At 49.2% G+C, this 18,528-nt stretch carries 20 protein-coding genes, 1 tRNA gene and 1 pseudogene; 18 read left to right on the top strand and 4 right to left on the bottom strand.

Annotation, left to right across the window (positions count from 1 at the left end; all coding sequences use genetic code 11):
• Positions 1–306: 306 nt before the first annotated feature.
• From NT140_02590 to NT140_02600, 3 genes are all read right to left on the bottom strand, one after another.
• Positions 307–900 carry a DedA family protein gene (locus NT140_02590; protein ID MCX5830773.1) on the bottom strand — a complete coding sequence of 198 codons (594 nt, stop codon included), beginning with the start codon at positions 898–900 and terminating at the stop codon, positions 307–309.
• A gap of 158 nt (positions 901–1,058) precedes the next feature.
• Positions 1,059–2,435 (bottom strand): nucleotide sugar dehydrogenase, encoded by a 1,377-nt coding sequence (locus NT140_02595; GenBank protein MCX5830774.1) that lies wholly within the window; start codon positions 2,433–2,435, stop codon positions 1,059–1,061.
• 9 nt (positions 2,436–2,444) lie between these two features.
• Positions 2,445–3,377 (bottom strand): SDR family oxidoreductase, encoded by a 933-nt coding sequence (locus tag NT140_02600; GenBank protein MCX5830775.1) that lies wholly within the window; start codon positions 3,375–3,377, stop codon positions 2,445–2,447.
• A gap of 107 nt (positions 3,378–3,484) precedes the next feature.
• Between NT140_02600 and rsmI the strand changes: the two genes are divergently transcribed.
• The 15 genes and pseudogenes from rsmI to NT140_02675 all read left to right on the top strand — a co-directional run bounded on the left by rsmI (position 3,485) and on the right by NT140_02675 (position 15,005).
• Positions 3,485–4,381: a 16S rRNA (cytidine(1402)-2'-O)-methyltransferase gene (gene rsmI, locus NT140_02605; protein MCX5830776.1), complete on the top strand. Its 897-nt coding sequence runs from the start codon at positions 3,485–3,487 to the stop codon at positions 4,379–4,381.
• A gap of 126 nt (positions 4,382–4,507) precedes the next feature.
• Positions 4,508–4,855 (top strand): hypothetical protein, encoded by a 348-nt coding sequence (locus tag NT140_02610; protein ID MCX5830777.1) that lies wholly within the window; start codon positions 4,508–4,510, stop codon positions 4,853–4,855.
• A 39-nt stretch (positions 4,856–4,894) separates the two neighbouring features.
• Positions 4,895–5,572: a hypothetical protein gene (locus NT140_02615; protein ID MCX5830778.1), complete on the top strand. Its 678-nt coding sequence runs from the start codon at positions 4,895–4,897 to the stop codon at positions 5,570–5,572.
• Positions 5,573–5,586: 14 nt separating this feature from the next.
• Complete coding sequence (locus tag NT140_02620; protein ID MCX5830779.1) at positions 5,587–6,147, top strand: DUF799 family lipoprotein; 561 nt, start codon at positions 5,587–5,589, stop codon at positions 6,145–6,147.
• A 33-nt stretch (positions 6,148–6,180) separates the two neighbouring features.
• Positions 6,181–6,939, top strand: coding sequence for a FecR domain-containing protein (locus NT140_02625; protein ID MCX5830780.1), 759 nt, complete (start codon positions 6,181–6,183; stop codon positions 6,937–6,939).
• A gap of 22 nt (positions 6,940–6,961) precedes the next feature.
• Positions 6,962–7,498, top strand: a complete 537-nt coding sequence (locus NT140_02630) for a CDP-alcohol phosphatidyltransferase family protein (protein ID MCX5830781.1) — start codon at positions 6,962–6,964, stop codon at positions 7,496–7,498.
• Between the two features lie 97 nt (positions 7,499–7,595).
• Positions 7,596–7,670: transfer RNA gene (locus NT140_02635), tRNA-Val, on the top strand.
• Positions 7,671–7,724: 54 nt separating this feature from the next.
• Positions 7,725–9,641 (top strand): threonine--tRNA ligase, encoded by a 1,917-nt coding sequence (gene thrS / locus NT140_02640; protein ID MCX5830782.1) that lies wholly within the window; start codon positions 7,725–7,727, stop codon positions 9,639–9,641.
• Between the two features lie 40 nt (positions 9,642–9,681).
• The gene (gene infC, locus NT140_02645) at positions 9,682–10,185 is read left to right on the top strand and encodes a translation initiation factor IF-3 (GenBank protein MCX5830783.1); all 504 of its coding nucleotides are present in this window, start codon (positions 9,682–9,684) and stop codon (positions 10,183–10,185) included.
• Positions 10,186–10,221: 36 nt separating this feature from the next.
• A complete protein-coding gene (gene rpmI / locus NT140_02650) occupies positions 10,222–10,419 on the top strand; it encodes a 50S ribosomal protein L35 (protein ID MCX5830784.1) in 198 nt (65 codons plus the stop codon).
• 49 nt (positions 10,420–10,468) lie between these two features.
• Positions 10,469–10,828 (top strand): 50S ribosomal protein L20, encoded by a 360-nt coding sequence (gene rplT, locus NT140_02655; protein MCX5830785.1) that lies wholly within the window; start codon positions 10,469–10,471, stop codon positions 10,826–10,828.
• Positions 10,825–11,841 carry a phenylalanine--tRNA ligase subunit alpha gene (pheS, locus tag NT140_02660; protein MCX5830786.1) on the top strand — a complete coding sequence of 339 codons (1,017 nt, stop codon included), beginning with the start codon at positions 10,825–10,827 and terminating at the stop codon, positions 11,839–11,841. The genes rplT and pheS overlap by 4 nt, the downstream gene beginning before the upstream one ends.
• Positions 11,842–11,844: 3 nt before the next feature.
• On the top strand, positions 11,845–14,319 hold the full coding sequence (pheT, locus tag NT140_02665) for a phenylalanine--tRNA ligase subunit beta (protein ID MCX5830787.1): 2,475 nt from the start codon (positions 11,845–11,847) through the stop codon (positions 14,317–14,319).
• Positions 14,320–14,370: 51 nt separating this feature from the next.
• Positions 14,371–14,640: pseudogene (locus NT140_02670) on the top strand (integration host factor subunit alpha).
• A 32-nt stretch (positions 14,641–14,672) separates the two neighbouring features.
• A complete protein-coding gene (locus NT140_02675) occupies positions 14,673–15,005 on the top strand; it encodes a MerR family transcriptional regulator (GenBank protein MCX5830788.1) in 333 nt (110 codons plus the stop codon).
• 60 nt (positions 15,006–15,065) lie between these two features.
• Here NT140_02675 and NT140_02680 read toward each other — a convergent pair whose 3' ends face one another.
• Complete coding sequence (locus NT140_02680) at positions 15,066–15,347, bottom strand: PxxKW family cysteine-rich protein (protein ID MCX5830789.1); 282 nt, start codon at positions 15,345–15,347, stop codon at positions 15,066–15,068.
• 340 nt (positions 15,348–15,687) lie between these two features.
• Here NT140_02680 and NT140_02685 point away from each other — a divergent pair, with 340 nt between their 5' ends.
• From NT140_02685 to ptsP, 3 genes are read left to right on the top strand one after another with little or no spacing between them, the layout of a single operon-like run.
• Positions 15,688–16,419, top strand: coding sequence for a PTS system mannose/fructose/sorbose family transporter subunit IID (locus NT140_02685; GenBank protein MCX5830790.1), 732 nt, complete (start codon positions 15,688–15,690; stop codon positions 16,417–16,419).
• 1 nt (position 16,420) lies between these two features.
• The gene (locus tag NT140_02690; protein MCX5830791.1) at positions 16,421–16,690 is read left to right on the top strand and encodes an HPr family phosphocarrier protein; all 270 of its coding nucleotides are present in this window, start codon (positions 16,421–16,423) and stop codon (positions 16,688–16,690) included.
• Positions 16,690–18,477 (top strand): phosphoenolpyruvate--protein phosphotransferase, encoded by a 1,788-nt coding sequence (gene ptsP, locus NT140_02695; GenBank protein ID MCX5830792.1) that lies wholly within the window; start codon positions 16,690–16,692, stop codon positions 18,475–18,477. The genes NT140_02690 and ptsP overlap by 1 nt, the downstream gene beginning before the upstream one ends.
• Positions 18,478–18,528: the final 51 nt, after the last annotated feature.

Below are 18,528 nucleotides of genomic sequence, written 5' to 3' on the forward strand. Positions count from 1 at the left end.
CGAAGATGCTCTGCTCTGCAGGAGAGGTGCGCCCATCAATATGGGCTATTTGCGAAAATACGGGTAAATAATAACCAGTCACCCTCTCTGAAGTGAGAACGGCAGAAAAACAGCAAGGGAATCGTGATAACCCTCGTAACAATGCTCATTTTGCAAGAGGCTCATATTATAGTAGATATCTTTATTCCTCGGATGGTGTAGGCAATCCTCACCCCGATGTTGTCGATATTATTAGTTAAAGCGATAATAAATATATGTAAAAAATGAAGTATCGTATTCACCCGTATCGTATTTGATAAGATCTCTTTATTCCTTTTTTGCTTTTACCGTATTCCAGTAGATGCCTATGATTAAAACAATAATTGATAATAGAACCAAAGGAATGATGAACCGGTGTAAGTACATATAGACATGGTGCCATTTCTCTCCCAGGAAATAACCAAGACTCACCAGAGTAATCGTCCATAATAAACCACCTGTGTAGGCAAACAGTGCGAAGGTACGGTAGGGCATAAGGGAAGTGCCGGCAATAATTGCCGTCAAGTGCCGTACCCCGGGAATAAAGTAGCCGATGAATAAGGCGAATCTTCCATATCGGTTATAAAGAATTTCTGCATCGTGAATGTCGTCAGGATTTACGTGCATCTTCGCTGCACATTTTTTTATGAGCGGGTTGCCCAATGTCCTGCCAAGAACATACCCAATCGTAATGCCGCATGAAGTTCCCATAAAGGCAACCAGGATGGTATAAAGATAGTTCAGTTTGCCTTGAAAAACCAAAAAACCAGCATATGCCATCAATGTCTCGTCCGGAACAGGCAAACCGACGATGCCAAGTCCCAGGGCAATGAAAATTTCGAAGTAAGAGTATTTCGTGATGCTGAGCAGCAGAGAATGCATGGATGACCTTCTTTTCAGTCATCCATATCACAATTATTGAGGGAAGGACATCATTGATAACCGTTCGAAGTCTTGCATTTTTATCAAGGCCAGCGTTTTGCAACTTTCAGGAAGTAACTAATACCCCTGATCATCGGAATTAAGCAAATTCTAACTTACTAAAAATGCGTAAGGGCGGCCTTGCCGATCGGGTAGACATTAAAGCCAATATCGAAACATTTCTGGTGATCAATAATGTTTCTACCATCGAAAATGTAGGCAGGCTTTACCATCTGTTCGAAAATATTCTGGAAATCAAGCTCCTTGTAGATTGGCCATTCCGTGAGGACCGCAATTGCGTGGCAGCCGCGGGCCGCCTCATAGGGATCCTGTTGATAGCTGATCGTTCCTTCCACCCCCTCCAGATCCTTCCGGGCATTGGGCAGGGCATGGGGATCGGAAATGATGAGTTCGGCCTTTTCTTCCAGCAGGCGTTTGGCAATATAGATCGCCGGGCTTTCGCGGGTGTCTCCAGTATTGGCCTTGAAGGCAAAGCCGAGCAGGCATATTTTTTTGCCGTTTAGCGTATTGAACATGGCTTGCAGCATGGTCGAGACAAAACGCTCCCGTTGATAATCGTTTATTCTGACGACACTTTCCCAGTAGGCGGCCACCTCGTTGAGACCATACTGCTGGCAGAGGTAGGTAAGGTGCAGAATGTCTTTTTTGAAACAGGAACCGCCGAAACCGACACTGGCGGCTAAGAATTTGGGACCAATGCGGCTGTCCATACCGACGGCCCGGGCCACCTCGCCGACATTGGCCTCCGTTTTCTCGCAGAGGGCGGAGATGGCGTTGATGGAAGATATGCGCTGGGCCAGAAAGGCATTGGCCACGAGTTTGGATAATTCACTGCTCCAGATATTGGAGGTGACGATTTTATCTTTTGGAACCCAATGGGCGTAGATGTCCACGAGTTCCTGTCTTGCCTTTAAGCCGCTTTCCGTTTCCCGGGAGCCAATGAGGATGCGATCCGGTTGTTCCAGGTCTTTTATGGCGGTGCCCTCGGCGAGAAATTCCGGATTGGATAGGACCTCGAATTTCAGATGCTCCGGCGCACTCTTGAGGATTATTTCCATCGCCTGGGCGGTTTTGACGGGCAAGGTGCTTTTTTCTACCACGATCTTGGAAGATTGGGAGTGTTCCAGGATCAGGCGGGCGGTTTTTTCCCAGTATTGCAGATCGGCCGCCATCCCGGCGCCCATGCCGAATGTCTTGGTGGGCGTGTTCACACTGACGAAAATGATATCGTTTTCTTGGATGCCGCCTTCGATATCACAGTTGAAAAAAAGGTTTTTACCCCTTGCCTGCTGCACAATTTCAGCGAGGCCCGGTTCATAAATGGGCAGATTATCCGAGTTCCAGGCCGCGATTCTTTTTTCATCTATATCAACCACCGTTACCCGGCAGTGGGGGCATTTCTGGGCGATGATGGCCATAGTGGGACCGCCGACATAACCGGCGCCGATGCAGAGGATTTTTTTTGTAAACGTCATGGGAGCCTCTCAAATAATAGTGCGGAAATAATCAATGGTATTTTTTAATCCCTCTACCAGGCCGATTTCCGGTTGCCACCCCAGTAACTGTGCGGCCAGAGAAATATCCGGTTTGCGCTGCGTCGGGTCGTCGGGGGGCAGGGGGCTAAAAATTATTTTGGAGCGGCTGCCGGCCAGACGGATGATCGCCTCCGCCAGCTCCATAATGGTAAACTCCGTAGGGTTGCCGATATTGACGGGACCGGTGACGTCATCGTCGGTAGCCATCATTTTAATCAGGCCCGAGATCAGATCGTCCACATAGCAGAAGGACCGGGTCTGCAATCCATTGCCATAAACAGTAATGTCTTCCCCTCTCAGGGCCTGGACGATGAAATTGCTTACCACCCGTCCGTCGTTGATGGCCATGCGTGTTCCATAGGTATTGAATATTCTAGCAATTTTAACCTTAACCCGGTTTTGGCGGTGATAATCCATCATCAGGCATTCGGCCGCCCTTTTCCCCTCGTCGTAACAGCTCCGGATGCCGATCGGATTGACCTTGCCCCAGTAATCTTCCCTTTGGGGATGGACTTCGGGATCACCATAAACCTCCGAGGTGGAAGCCTGAAGGATTTTCACGTTCAGGCGCTTGGACAGTCCCAGGACGTTTATGGTGCCCATGATATTGGTTTTAATGGTCTTGATGGGGTTGTGCTGGTAGTGCACCGGAGAGGCCGGACAGGCAAGATGGTAGATCTGGTCCACCTCCAGATAAAGGGGATTTATGATGTCGTGACGGATCAGCTCAAAACGGGGGTTTCCCAGGAGGGGGAGGATGTTCAGCTTGTTACCGGTAAAAAAATTATCCAGACAGATAATCTCATGTCCTGCCTGCATAAGACGTTCGCAGAGATGAGAACCCAGGAAACCGGCGCCACCGGTGATGAGAATCCGCTCCATGATCAATAACCTCAAATTCTTTTGTATTTAGTGGCAATTACCTCGTAACTTTGTTATTAAAGCCTGAAATGCTGTCGTATGTCAATAAATAACTTGGTCAGGCAATTATGTATAATAGTAAGAAGTTAGCCGGACAATCAACCGGGCCGGGGCCCGTAGCAAACGGGCCAGGCTCATTATATATCGTGGCCACTCCTATCGGCAACCTGGAGGATGTAACCTTACGGGCCATAAAGGTTCTAAAGGAGGTTCATCTGATTGCGGCCGAGGATACGCGCCGGACAAAAAAACTCTTGCACGCCTGTCAAATCGACACGCCTCTGACCAGCCTTTTCGAGCATAATGAACTTAAAAAAAGCGGCGCGGTGATTGCGAAAATACTGGCCGGTGCGGATGTGGCTTATGTCTCGGACGCCGGCACACCGGGCATATCGGATCCGGGCTATCTGCTTATTAAGGAGGCGCTGGTCCATGATATTAACATTATTTCCATCCCGGGCGCTTGTGCCGCCATCGCCGCTCTGAGTATTTCCGGATTGCCCACGGACAGCTTTGTTTTCCATGGTTTTTTGCCGGCCAAAGCCGGTAAGCGGCAGCATTTTATCAAATCCCTGGCGGATGAGACAAAGACCATGATTTTTTACGAATCACCCAACCGGCTTATAACGACTCTGCGAGACCTGCTGGCTATTCTGGGAAACAGGCAGGTGGCGGTGAGCAGGGAATTGACAAAGATATATGAGGAAACGGCCAGGGGCATGCTGGCCCAGGTAATTGATGCCTGGTGCGGCAGGGCATTAAAGGGGGAAATAACCCTTGTTGTGGCGGGGAAAGATAAATCTGATGCGCCCTGTTCCGAAGGTGATATCCAGGAGCTGCTGCGGCGGTACAAGGAAAGCACCGAACTTCCCGAAAGAGACCTGATTGAAAAAATAGCACAGGAAACGGGGGCGCCCCGAAAGATGGTGTACCGGATCGTCATGAAGGCTAAAGGCCGAATATAAAAGGGCTTCATTTCCCTTGAACTGTTAAGGGCGGTATGATAGACAAGGCACCATTGTCAACGTTGACAGGGATATATTGCCGACCCGGGCAATACGATTGACGGTTGAGAAAGGCGGACGGACGGCATGTTAGCTGAAAAAAGATTGTTACAACCAACAGATCAGATTTACGATCTTGTGGACGTGGTGGAAGGCAAATCACCGGAAACAAAGGACCGGCAGGAAGTAATCGTCATTGATGGTCGTGGCTACGATCGGGTTTTAAGACCGGAAGATAAGATATACAACCTCCATGATGTATTTGCGGAAGGGCCGGGGTCCAGCCTCCGTGAGGGGGCTATGGATGAGGAGACCCGAAAAATTGTGCTGGCAATGGCGGAAAAGATTGCCCGAGAGCTCATCCCGGAAATTGCCGAACGGGTTATCAGGGCAGAGATCGAAAAATTGAAAAGTGATCTTGATAAAGGTGTTTAGTTTTATCCCGGTTATCGGGGTTGGTTTTGAGAATAGATAATGAAGCGGTATATTTTGCCAGGCCTTTTTTCCCTCATGATATTATGTGCCTTCTTCCCCGGCGAATCATTTCCCTCGGAAAATGCTGTTGTTGTTACCGATGTGGAAAGCAGCGCCCCGGTGAAAAATGAAGCTGTGGCGGAGGCCCGCAGCGATGCCATTCAGGGTGCATTGCAGAAGGCGGTGGAACAGGCAACGGGCAGCTTGCTGACGCCGGAAATCATGAGAGAGAAGGGCAAAACCTTAAGGGGAAACATCTTTCTCAAGGCCGATCAGTATATACTGAATTACCGTATTTTAAGTGAAAGAGCCTCTGCTGGTGTTTATAACGTCATTGTCCGGGTTACCGTTTCCCTGGAAAGTATAAAAAATGATATCCGCACCCTTGGTCTGATGAAAGAGTTGCCCCCTGGATTACCATCGGCGCCCGTTTTTATTACTATTCGCGGTATTAAAAGTTATCAGGATTATTCGCAGTTTAGAGAATTTATGAAGACTGGTATCAAAGGTGTGGACGAGATTCATCCCCGCAGCATCGCTTGGGGGACGGCAAGCATGGAAGTGTATATTCAAGGAGGCGCCGCCGTCATGGCTGCTGAATTGGTCAAAGTAAAACAATTCCCTATCAAAACAACCATGGCAGGGGATAATGCCATAGAAGTTGTTTTTGTAAGGTGATGGGTGACGCAAGGATGGTGAAAAGAGCGGTTCTGTTAGGGGTTGTTTTTTTGCTGGCCGGGTGCTGGTTCCGGGCGACACCTGTTGCTGTGCCTGAGTACGCAAAAAAAACCAGGTTGGTGGTTTTGATGCCCGTTAACGATCAGGCCAACGATAAAACAGCGGCGCGGATGCTACGGGAAAAGATGCTGGAAGAACTCTATTACAAAGGCTATCCTAAAATTCCCCTAGATCTGATAGATGCGCAGCTTCTTAAACTTGGCCAGGGGAATATCACCCCTCAGGCGGTGGGGGACCTGCTGAAAGTAGACGCCGTCATGTACTGCACTTTGAGTAAAAGCAGCACCTCGCAACATTTCCTTTATGCCCCCACTTCCATCTCCGCCTTGTGTGAGCTTAAGAGTGCGAAAACAGGCGAAATCTTCTGGAAGGGAAGCTACGGCATTGTGGAACGGAATTTTGGCTACTCCCGTTATGATGCGGGAAGGAAGGCAGTACAGGTTTACGAAGCGGCGATTCAAAAAATCGTGAATAAATTCATGGAAACAATTCCCGATGGCCCCGATCTTTCGTAACTACTTATGAGGAGATATAAGGAGAAGATTGTAATGAAAAAGATAATCGTGATGGTTCTTTGCCACCTGCTGGTTTTATTGTGGGCGCAGCAAGGTGATGCCGCCAGAGTCATGACCGTCAAGATCGGCAGGGGTGAGGTCGCGGTTGCCCATCTTGAAGGTTCGGTGCAGGTGTTATCAGAGGGTAAGGATGGTCCCCGGGCGCTTAAAGTCAATGATTTATTGAAAAAAGGAGATGAGGTAAGCACCGGACCGAAAGCAAAGCTGGAGCTCGTTATGCCCGATAAATCCCAATTGCGCTTTGCCGATAATTCACGTTTCAGGCTGGTGCAGATGGATGCTGGTGAGGAACAGGCGAGGGATGTAAAGGTGCATGTGGCTATCGGCAAAGCCTGGGCTAATGTCAGTAAGTCAATTGCCGGTAAAAGCAATTTTGAGTTGACCTGCGAAAATGCCGTTGCCGGTGTCCGAGGCACTGTTTACCGGATGAATGTCAACGAAGACAAATCAGCGTTGATTAAGGTGTATGACGGGACGGTCAATGTTGCCGGCGGTGGGCCGGCATTTGCGCCCCCTACGGTTGTTGGTCCGCCTCAGAAGATTGCCGGGCCCCATACCGTTGCCGGCCCGAGAAAAGTCACCATGGAAGAATGGACATTCATCATCAAGGCGATGCAGCAGATCGTGATCAGAGGCGATGGCACACCCGAGAAGCCGAGGGATTTTACGGAGCAGGAAGATCGCGATGCCTGGGTTGACTGGAATAAAAAACGGGACAGCGGCCTCGACTAATTAAATAAGTGAGTTGTGAAACGTGAGCATACCTAATTTCCTATCCCTGTTCAGGATTATTCTTGTTCCGGTCACGGTGATCCTCCTTATTGACGGATCGTTTTCAACCGCTCTGGCGACTTTTACTCTGGCGGGTGTGACTGATGCCCTGGATGGTTTTCTGGCTCGGGTCTTGAGTCAAAAAACCGTCCTGGGCGCCTACCTGGATCCCATTGCCGACAAAGCATTGCTTACGAGCTGTTTTGTGACGTTATCTATCCTGGGCATCATTCCCGGTTGGCTCACCGTGATCGTGGTGAGCAGGGACTTCATCATTCTTTTCGGTATTTCCATTTTTTTTATGGTGTCGGTTCCGTTTGAAATTCGACCGATATTTGTCAGTAAGGTAACTACGGCAGTGCAAATTATTACGGTTTTTCTTGCCCTGGCATTGAAAACGCTGGGGGGTGATGGCCAACCCTTATTAATCCATTCCCTGCACTGGCTGACGGCAGGATTCACTACCATTTCTGGATTTCACTATATTCTGAGGGGCATCAAGGCCATCAATAACTCATAAGTATGGGAAAGGCAAAGGAGAAAATTTATGACATTTGCCTTGACATAACAACGTTTTATTGTTAGGGATGCGGACTTTTTTTGAGAGGAAATACCGTAGGCACGTAGCTCAGTGGGAGAGCGCCATCCTGACGCGGTGGATGTCCAGGGTTCAAATCCCTGCGTGCCTACCATTTTTTTGTGTCTTTAATATTTATTGAGAAGTTTTGCAGGCTTGAAAATTGAGTATTGAGAAATTTGAAATTACCCTGCCCGCCAATGCCAAGGTGCCTTGTCAGTTCGATACGACCATCAGGGAAGCAATTGCGAAGTGGGATCAAGGTGAGTTGGCATTTGCCGTTGCCGCCCGGATGAATCGGGACTTGGTGGATTTAAGCTATCCCTTGCGTGAGGCGGTTAACCTCGAAATAATCAAGTCTTCCTCCCGGGAAGGTTTGCAGATTCTCCGCCATAGTATCGCCCATGTCATGGCCCAGGCGGTCCAGGAAATCTTTAAGGGAGTTCAGATCGCTATCGGGCCGGCCATTGACGATGGTTTTTACTACGATTTCGATTATGCGGAATCCTTTACGCCGGAAGACTTGGAGAAGATCGAAGCCAGGATGAACGAGATCATCGCTGCTGATCATCCTTTTCAGCGTCGCGAATTATCCCGGGCAGAGGCCTGCTCTCTCTTTCAAACAAGGGGGGAGTTATACAAGGTGGAGCTGATCAATGATCTGCCCGCGGATGTTGCCACTGTTAGTATTTACAGCCAGGGAGGCTATCTGGATCTTTGCCGGGGGCCGCACATACCTGCCACTGGTATGATCAAGGCGTTTAAATTGTTGAATATTGCCGGCGCCTATTGGCGGGGCGACGAGCGCAACAAGATGCTGCAACGCATCTACGGAACAGGATTTGCCGATCAGGAGGCGTTACAAGAGTATCTCAATCTGCTTGAAGAAGCTAAAAAGAGGGACCATAGGCGCTTAGGCAAGGAACTGGACCTTTTCCAGGTTAATGAAGAGGCCGGGGCGGGTCTGATCATCTATCACCCCAAAGGCGCCCTCTTGAGGACTATCATCGAAGATTGGGAAAAAAAGGAGCATCAAAAACGGGGCTACGACCTGGTCATGGGGCCTCAGATTCTCAAAGTAGACCTGTGGAAGAAGTCCGGCCACTTTGATCATTATCGGGAAAATATGTATTTTACCGAGGTGGAGGGGCAGAACTACGGCATCAAGCCCATGAACTGTCTGGCCCACATGCTGATATATAAAGCAAAGACGAGGAGTTACCGCGACCTTCCGCTGCGATTCTTTGAACTGGGCACGGTGCACCGCCACGAAAAAACAGGAGTCCTGCACGGGTTGCTGCGGGAGCGGCAGTTTACCCAGGATGACGCCCATATCCTCTGCACGCCGGAGCAGTTGAATGGAGAAATCAAGGCAGTCGTGGATTTTGTTGATTATGCCATGACGGTATTCGGCTTTGATTATGAAGTGGAGCTGAGTACCAGGCCGGAGAACTCGATCGGATCAGATCTCGACTGGGAAATGGCGGAAGCGGCGCTGCGGCAGGCCTTGAACGATAAGGGTCTTGCCTATGACATCAATGAAGGTGATGGCGCATTTTATGGGCCGAAGATTGATTTCAAACTGAAGGATGCCCTGAAAAGAAAATGGCAATGCGCTACGATACAGTGTGACTTTACCTTGCCGGAACGATTTGAGCTCGCCTATATTGGCGCGGATGGTGAAAAACACCGCCCCGTCATGTTGCACCGGGTAATTCTCGGTGCGATAGAAAGGTTTATGGGAGTTTTAATTGAGCATTATACCGGCGCCTTTCCGGTTTGGCTTTCCCCGGTGCAGGCCGTCATCGTAACGGTAACAGACAGCCAGATCCCTTATGGTGAGACGGTTTACAGGGATTTGCTGGAGGCCGGAATCCGGGTCGAGAAGGACTTCCGTAATGAAAAATTGGGGTACAAGATCAGAGAGGCGCAGGTACAGAAAATTCCCTATATGCTCGTTATCGGTAACCGGGAGGTAGAAGGGGCAAAAGTTTCCCCCCGCCAGAGGGATGGCAAGAATCTGGGCAGCTTAAGCATCGGCGAGTTTATCGCGCTGGTAACCGAAAAGTGTCGTCAATATGAGTAGTGGCGATTCATAAATCGCCCTTACATTCAGGAGGTGATGTATAGCTAAGGATTTAAGAATCAATCGTGATATCAAGGCAGTTACGGTCAGAGTCATTGATGAAGGCGACCAGTTCATTCTGAGCATAGCGGATGCATTGGCCATGGCAGCAAAAGTCGGGCTTGATCTGGTCGAGGTAGCTCCCAATTCTGCCCCGCCTGTGTGCCGGGTCATGGATTACGGGAAGTACAGATATCAGCAAAGTAAAAAACTTCAGGATGCCAGGAAAAGCCAGACGACGATCCAGGTTAAAGAGATCAGGATCAGACCGAAGACCGAGGAACACGATTTAGAGGTAAAGATAAAACATATTAAAAAATTCCTCAGCCAGGGTGATAAAGTAAAGATAACGATGATGTTTAGAGGTCGTGAAATCGCTTACACCGATATTGGCAGAAGGATGATGGAGGAGATAAAGACAGCCCTGGATGGTTTCTGCGCGATAGATCAACAACCACGGCTGGAGGGTAGAAATATGATTATGATCGTCGCGCCGAAGAAATGAATCACAGATGGACAAAAATTATAACGAGGTGAGATAATGCCGAAAATAAAGACACATCGAGGGGCCGCCAAGCGTTTTTCCCTGACCGGAACAGGCAAGGTAAAGCGCAATAAGGCCTTTGCCAGCCACATCCTCACAACGAAGACTACCAAACGGAAGAGGAATTTGAGAAAATCTGCCGTTATGGATAAGGCCAACGCGAAGGCGATTAAAAAAATACTGCCTTATCTTTAATAACAAATATTTTTTAGTGCCGGAATGCAGTTAGAAGGAGATATGTAAAATGCCGAGAGTTAAAAGAAGCATTACTGCCAAGAAGAAAAGAAGAAAGATATTTAAGATGGCCAAGGGTTTTTTTGGCGCCCGCAGTCGTTTATTGAGAACGGCTACGGAAGCCGTTGACCGGGCCATGAAATACGCCTATCGTGACAGAAGGGTGCGCAAGCGGGAGTTCCGCAAACTGTGGATTGCGAGGATTAATGCTGCTGCCCGTGGTTACGATATTTCCTACAGCCGTTTGATAGACGGGATGAACAAGGCTTGCGTGGCCCTCGACCGTAAAATTCTGGCGGATTTAGCTGTCCACGATCCGCAAGGATTTGCCGCTGTCGTCAACATTGCCAAGGGTGAGTTGGCAGCATGACGAAGGCGCTTTCTGATCTTCAACGAGCGGCGGAAACAGAACTGTCGGCAGCCGACACGGAAGAAGATCTACAGGCTATTCGGATAAGGTACCTGGGCAGGAAGGGGCTTTTAACAACAATGCTGCGCGACATCAGCAGTGTTGACCCCAAGGAACGCCCTTTCTTTGGTAAGCGCTGTAATGAGATTAAAGATTTACTTACCGCCGCGATAGATTCGGCCCTGCAGGAAAAGACGCGTTTAGCAAAAGCGAAACTGCTCCTGCAGGAAGGAATTGATATTACGCTGCCGGGTCGTGGTGTCAGACCGGGAAGACTCCATCCCATAACTCAGGTTCTTAACGAGGCCTGCGCTTTCTTTACCGGGTTCGGGTTTTCTATAGAAGAAGGGCCGGAAATTGAGCTGGATTACTATAATTTCGAGGCGCTGAATATCCCTCGGAATCATCCCGCCCGGGACATGCAGGATACCTTCTATGTTGAGGAAAATATTGTCCTGCGCACCCATACCTCACCCGTGCAGGTAAGGACTATGGAAAAAAGAAGGCCCCCCCTGCGCATACTTTCGCCCGGACGGGTCTACCGCCGTGATTCCGATATTTCCCATACCCCCATGTTTCATCAGATAGAGGGTTTGCTGGTTGACAAAGGCATTACCTTCAGCGACCTGAAGGGGCTTCTTACGGCCTTTTTGAAAGATATGTTCGGGGGGGACACGGAGCTGCGATTCCGGCCCAGTTTTTTCCCCTTCACCGAACCTAGCGCGGAGGTGGACATCCGGTGCGTCATGTGCGGCGGTACGGGTTGTCGCGTTTGCGGTCAAGGCGGCTGGCTGGAAATTCTGGGGTCGGGCATGGTTGACCCGGCAGTTTTCCAGAATGTGGGTTACGATAGCGAGGAATTTTCCGGTTTTGCCTTTGGGCTGGGATTGGAACGAATCGCTATGCTGAAGTACGGTATCTCGGATATCAGAATGTTTTTTGAGAATGATAAAAGATTTTTAGAGCAATTTTAAATTATGCAAGTAAGTCTCAGATGGCTCAAAGATTACGTTGATATTGATATAGCGCCGGAGACTCTGGCCCAGAAGCTGACCATGGCCGGGCTGGAGGTGGAGGCCGTCGAAAGGAGGCAGCCCGCCTTTAGTGGCGTGGTGGTGGCAAAAATTCTTGCCAAAAAACAGCATCCAAATGCGGATAAACTGTCTCTGTGCGATGTTACCGATGGTGAGAATGTTTATTCCGTCGTTTGCGGGGCGCCGAATATCCTGTCAGGCGATATTGTCCCTTTGGCCAAGACAGGCGCCCTGCTTCAGGGCGGGGCAACTATCAAGGAAACCAGGATCAGGGGCGAGCTTTCTGTCGGCATGCTCTGTTCGGAAGTGGAACTGGGTATTAGCAGCGAATCCTCTGGAGTTATGATACTGTGGCGTCCGTCCGGTGATGGAAGTCTGGACGGATGTAGTTTTGCCACATCCGAAGTGGATAAGAAGCCTTTGACCCTGGGCGAGGAATTAAGCAGCGCACTGGATTTGCAGGATATAATATTAAACGTCGGCATCACGCCCAATCGTCCCGATTGTCTCTCCGTTATAGGGATAGCACGGGAGATCGCGGCTCTGACGGGTAAAAAACTGAAACTGCCCGAAACTGCCCTGGCGGAGAATGGAGAGAAAGTAGAGCAGTTGACGTCAGTTACGGTTGATGATCCGGATCTTTGCCCGCGTTATTCCGCCCGTATCGTCAAGAACATCGAGATTAAGCCTTCCCCTCTCTGGATGCGGCTCAGGCTGGAAGGGTCAGGCATGCGGGCGATCAGCAATATAGTTGATGTCACCAATTTTGTGATGCTGGAGATGGGCCAGCCTCTCCATGCCTTCGACTATCGTTATCTGACGGAGGGGCGTATCGTAGTAAGAAGATCCAGGGCCGGGGAGATATTCACCACATTGGACGGCAAAGAGCGGGAGCTCAAACCCGACATGCTGCTTATCTGTGATGGTGTAAAGCCGGTGGCCATCGGCGGCGTCATGGGCGGCATTAATTCCGAAGTTAATGATGATACGGAAACCGTCCTTCTGGAGAGCGCTTATTTTGATCCCGCCTCCATACGCACGTCGGCCAAATGGCTGGGCATGAGTACCGATGCCGCCTTCCGGTTCGAAAGGGGCATTGATCCGGAAGGAGTGATCAAGGCGCAAAACCGCGCTGCCCGTCTGATGGCCAAACTATCCTCCGGGACGATCTGCCGGGGCATTATTGATTGTTACCCGAGTCAGGTCAAGACAGCAGCAAACATTCCTCTGCGAGTCAGGCGGGTCGGCGAAATCGTCGGCGCCGAGATCAAGGCCGATGAAATTGTTACAGCCCTGGAAAGCTTGGAGATGAAGGTTCGTAAAGACGATCAGGCCGAAAACGCCTACCTGGTCACACCTCCCACTTTCCGCAGGGACATTGAACGGGAAATAGATTTGATTGAGGAGATCGTCCGGATCCGTGGATACGAATCCATCCCGGCGACCTTGCCGTTAGTTACTCTTGAACCGGTCCGGCGGGGGAAAAGAAAAATCGTTGAGGACATGATCCAGGGGAATTTAACGGGCAATGGCTATTCAGAAGTCATTACCTATAGTTTTGTTTCACCGCAATGGATTCGCCGTCTGGGTATTGAGGAAGGTGATGATCGGTCACGTCTGGTACACATTAAGAACCCGCTTACCGAAGATCAATCAGTTATGCGCACCACCCTGCTTTGCGGTCTCCTGGAAACCATGAAAAGAAACGTACGTCTGAGCTCATGTGATCTGAAGATATTTGAGACAGGGAAGGTTTTTATCGCCCAGGGGAAAGACGAGCTTCCCCGCGAAAGGAACCACTTGGGTTGTCTGCTGACGGGGATACAGGACGAAGACTCCTGGCAGTCAAAAAAAGTTGCCGATTATTACGACCTGAAGGGATGCGCGGAAAGCATCCTGGCCGCTCTCAGAATCGGAGCTGTTAAATTCAGCTCTGGTACCAAGGAGCCATTTCTCCACCCGGGAAAGTCCAGCGGGATTATGGTTGGGTCAAGATATGCCGGTTTTCTGGGCGAACTGCATGGCGATGTTCTGGAGGCTTTCGATCTTAATAATACCGCTTTCGTCATGGAAGTTGATCTGGACGTAATCACAGACGTGTTTTCCAGTCAAATTTCCTTCCGGGAAGTTTCCCGTTTTCCTGCCATTAACAGGGATGTGGCTCTGTTGGTTACCAAGCAGATCGAAGCGGATAGAGTGCTGTCCTTGGTTCGCGAGGGAAGTGAAGAATTGCTTGAAAAAGTGTGCATTTTTGATGTATATGAAGGGAAGGGGGTTTCAGAAGGTCTGCGGAGTTTAGGGTTGAGGTTCACCTATCGTTCCCCTGAAAAGACGTTGACGGATGATGAAATTACCGGCATACACAGCAGAATTGTAGAAAGAGTTATCTCGGCAACAGGGGCCTGTATCAGGGGATAGTTGAACTAATAAAAAGAGTAATTTTTAACTTACAAAAGGGGAGGAACGGTAATGACTAAAATTGATATCATTAAGAATGTGAACGAAAAATTGGGGTTTTCCAAAAAGGATTCGACGGCCATTGTCGAGTCGGTATTTGAAATCATCAAGGATAGCCTGGCACAGGGTGAGAAGATAAAAATTTCTGGCTTTGGTAATTTTGTGGTGAAGCAAAAGAATTCTCGTCGCGGCAGGAATCCCCAGACGGGAGAGGAGATAGAAATATCTTCCCGCCGAGTGCTGAATTTCAAGGCCAGCCAGGTGCTCCGCAAAGCGCTGAATTAGAAGTAAGCTAGCAATTATTCTTTAGCAGTATGGTTGATTTAATTCCCGAGAAGTCGTATTTTCGCATTGGCGAGGTAAGCAAGCTACTCGGTGTGGCTCCTTATGTAATAAGGTACTGGGAATCGGAATTCAAATCAATCAGACCCATGAGGGCCAAGTCCGATCAGCGGCTCTACAGGAAAAAAGACGTAGAGGAGCTGATGGCCATCAAGGAGCTCCTCTATAGCGAAAAATTTACGATCAGCGGCGCGAAAAAGCGTTTGACGGAAATTAAGGAACAAGTTGAGGCCGCAGGCAGTGAGCAAAGACTGCTGACGGCGATTAAAGAAGGTCTCCAGGAACTCAGAAAAATCGTGAGTTAGATCGTGTAGCCGGTTAAAATAGATTTTAACCGGCTTTTTCTCAGCTTTGCGTGTTCTGTTTTAATGTTTGTTGGCCCGCTTCGATGCCTTAAGCGGATTGATTTTCTGAGTGCTCTCTATGATTGCGCTTTTGGTGTGCGTAGCCGTCGGGCATTTTCCGGTCGTCCATTTGCTGGCCGGGTTGGGGTAAACCAGGCAGTACTTGCCGGTGGGAACAGCCAATACCTTGCTACAATCACCGCACAACTCCAAAATAGTATGACAGCTTCCGCCATTGAATCCACAACCTTTCTTGGTCATGAAGCTGCAGTCCTTTCCTTCTTTGATGGTTTGACAAATCATGGTAAATCAACTCCTTCAGTTTATTATTATTTTTGGCCCCGATGATACGAAGACGTCAAAACGGAGCGCTGACTAACAAATATCAGGGCGCCTGTCAAGGGAAAATATTCGCCGCCAGTTATATTTCCCAATGACTGTTTTTAGCCCGTTTCAGACCCTGATTTTTGACTTCCCGGGATAATTATGTTAATGAACTCGCCAACGCAGCAAAGAGGCGGTAATCCGCAGTAATCTAAAGGTGATAGTGAGTATTGTGCAGGTTTCTAATCAACCATCGGGCGATGGAATTCATCCACCAGAGAAAATATCCTTATTTTGCCAGGCCCGTGGAAGCGCCGGCGTGGCGCGCAAAATTTTTTTAAGCTCCCTTTTTATCCAGTCTTCGTTTAATTATCGCGGCATGCAGAATTTGGGGTTTGCCTTTTCCCTGCTGCCTCTGGCGAGGCGGCTGGCGGGCGATGAAGAACGTCTGGCCGCCCTCTTAACGAGGCATTTGCAGTTGTTTAATACCCATCCTTATTTATCCGCGCCCATTATTGGTTCCGTTGCCCGTATGGAAGAGGACAATATGGAAGCGGACAAGACCGGTGCGGCGGCAGTAAATTTAAAAAATGCACTTATGGGGCCTTATGCGGCCTTAGGGGATTCCTTTTTCTGGGGCGCCTTGAAACCATTGGCTGCTGTATTTGGCGTTCTGCTCGCTTTGCAGGAATATCTTCTGGCGCCTTTGGCTTTGCTTCTCATATATAATCCCGGCCATCTCTGGGTGAGAGTTCGGGGATTTATAGAAGGGTATCGTCGCGGTAAAGAAGGGATAGATTTTATCAGGTATCTGGAACTTCCCTGGCTTACGGGGCGGATAAGGTGGCTTTCTTTATCGGGACTTTCGGCAATAGCTGCCCTGATCAGCCACTCTATCCACACCCCCTCGCTGGGGCGCCCGCTTGAGTTTCTTGCGCCGGTTGCTATTTTGTCCTTGATTATTCTTTGTTATTGGGGGATTAGGAACGGGATATCCCAGGTAAAGATAATCTACGGGATGTTTATTATCAGTTTCATGTTATCCTATTGATATGGTAGAAATAAAAACATTTGAGATAATAAATAAATTTGGACTGCATGCCCGTCCGGCTGCCAAATTAGTAAGTATATCCACTCAATATAAAGCCAGGATTTTTTTTGAGAGGGATGGTCAGCAGATTAACGGCAAAAGCATGCTTAGTGTTTTGACCATGGCCTGCCCCCAGGGCAGCAGGATTACGATCCGGGCCGAAGGAAGGGATGCCCGGGAAGCCGTCATGGCTTTGGGGAAAGTGATTGAGGATAAATTCGGAGAAGATTGATGGAATCTCGTGATGCCAAGCGGACGATGGTGATTAAAGGGGTTGGTGTATCGCCCGGAATTGTGATCGGCAAGGCTTATCTTTTCGATCGTTTCGATACGCAGGTGCCCTTGTATCATTTGAGAAACAAGGCACTTGTCTCTCAGGAGATAAGGCGATTCAAGGCCGCTCTCAAGGAAACAGAAATACAGCTCCAGGAATTGAAAAATAAGCTTAGTGATCTGGGCGGCATGGAGCCGCTGTATATCATTGATGTTCACATCATGATCATGAAAGACCGCCGGTTTATCGAAACGACGGTGGCAAACATTCGCGAGCAGTCCGTCAATGCTGAATGGGCGCTCCGCATTACGATAGATAAGTATCGGGAAATATTTGATAAAATGGAAGAAGATTATCTGCGGGGGCGGATCAGCGATATTCAGTTCGTTGGCCAGGGGATCCTGAGAAATCTGGCGGGGGAAAAGCGGGAAACTGCTAAGGACATTGGCGAAGCGGTGATTCTGGTGGCCAAAGAGCTTTCTCCGGCCGACACTGCGCAAATCAAGATTGATAAATTTCTCGGTTTTGCCACCGACTTTGGGGGGAGAACTTCCCACACGGCGATTGTCGCCCAGTCAATGGGCATTCCCGCCGTTGTTGGTCTGGAGAAGATAACCCGGGAAGTAAAGACCAACGATGATCTCATTATTGACGGTTCGTCCGGGGTGGTGATTGTGAACCCTGATCCGGAAATATTAAAGAGATATGAAGGCAAGAAAAAACATTATGCCGATGTGAAGGCGATTTCCATCAGTGACGCCGGCTTGCCTGCTGTCACCCGGGATAACTGCCGGGTAGATATCGGGGGTAATATTGAGTTTACCGAAGAAATGCCCTCCGCCCTGGAGCACGGAGCGGAAAACATCGGTCTTTACAGGACTGAATTCATTTATATAAATCGAGAGCGATTGCCCACCGAGGAGGAGCATTTTACCCACTACCGATCTATTGTCGGCGTGCCCGGCTTGGCATGGACAACCATCCGTACATTCGACTTGGGAGGGGAGAAATTTTTTTCCGATCCCAAGCTGGGCAGAGAAATGAATCCTCAAATGGGGCTCCGGGCCATCCGCTTCTGCCTGAAAGAAATCGAATTGTTTAAAGTGCAACTGAGGGCCATAGCCCGGGCCAGTTATTACGGGAAGACGAGGTTGCTCTTCCCGATGATTTCCGGTGTGGAAGAGATTCGTCAGGCGAAGCAGACCTTTCAGGAAGTGTGTGACCAACTTGACGCGGCAGGTGTCCCCGTTGGTAAGGACATAGAAATCGGAGTCATGATAGAGGTGCCGGCGGCGGTTGTTATTGCCGACGAACTGGCGAAGGAAGTTGATTTTTTTAGTATTGGAACAAATGATTTGATCCAGTATGCCCTGGCGATTGACCGCGTCAATGAGCGTGTTGCCTATCTTTATGAGCCCCTTCATCCGGCAGTTTTGCGGCTTGTGTCGCAGGTTGTGAAAACTGGTCACGAGGCGGGAATCAAGGTGGCAATGTGTGGTGAGATGGCCGGTGAGCCGTCCTATGCCATGATACTGCTGGGCCTCGAACTGGATGAATTGAGTATGACCCCATCCGCTATCCCGCGGATGAAAAAGATCATCAGGGGGTCGTCTCGTCAAGAATCAAAGCAGTTGCTGGACAAGGTTATGACTTTTTCTCTGGCTGCCGAGATTCGGGAGTATGTGGAAAGATACATGCGCGAGCGATTCCCCGAAGAATTCTTAGAAAATAATGGTAATTCTTGACCCCGATAAACGGGATAAGTTCCTTAAAGAGCATGCTTTCTGTCGAAAGCA

Source organism: Deltaproteobacteria bacterium, from assembly GCA_026388415.1.
In the GTDB taxonomy this organism is placed as follows: Bacteria; Desulfobacterota; Syntrophia; order Syntrophales; family JACQWR01; genus JAPLJV01.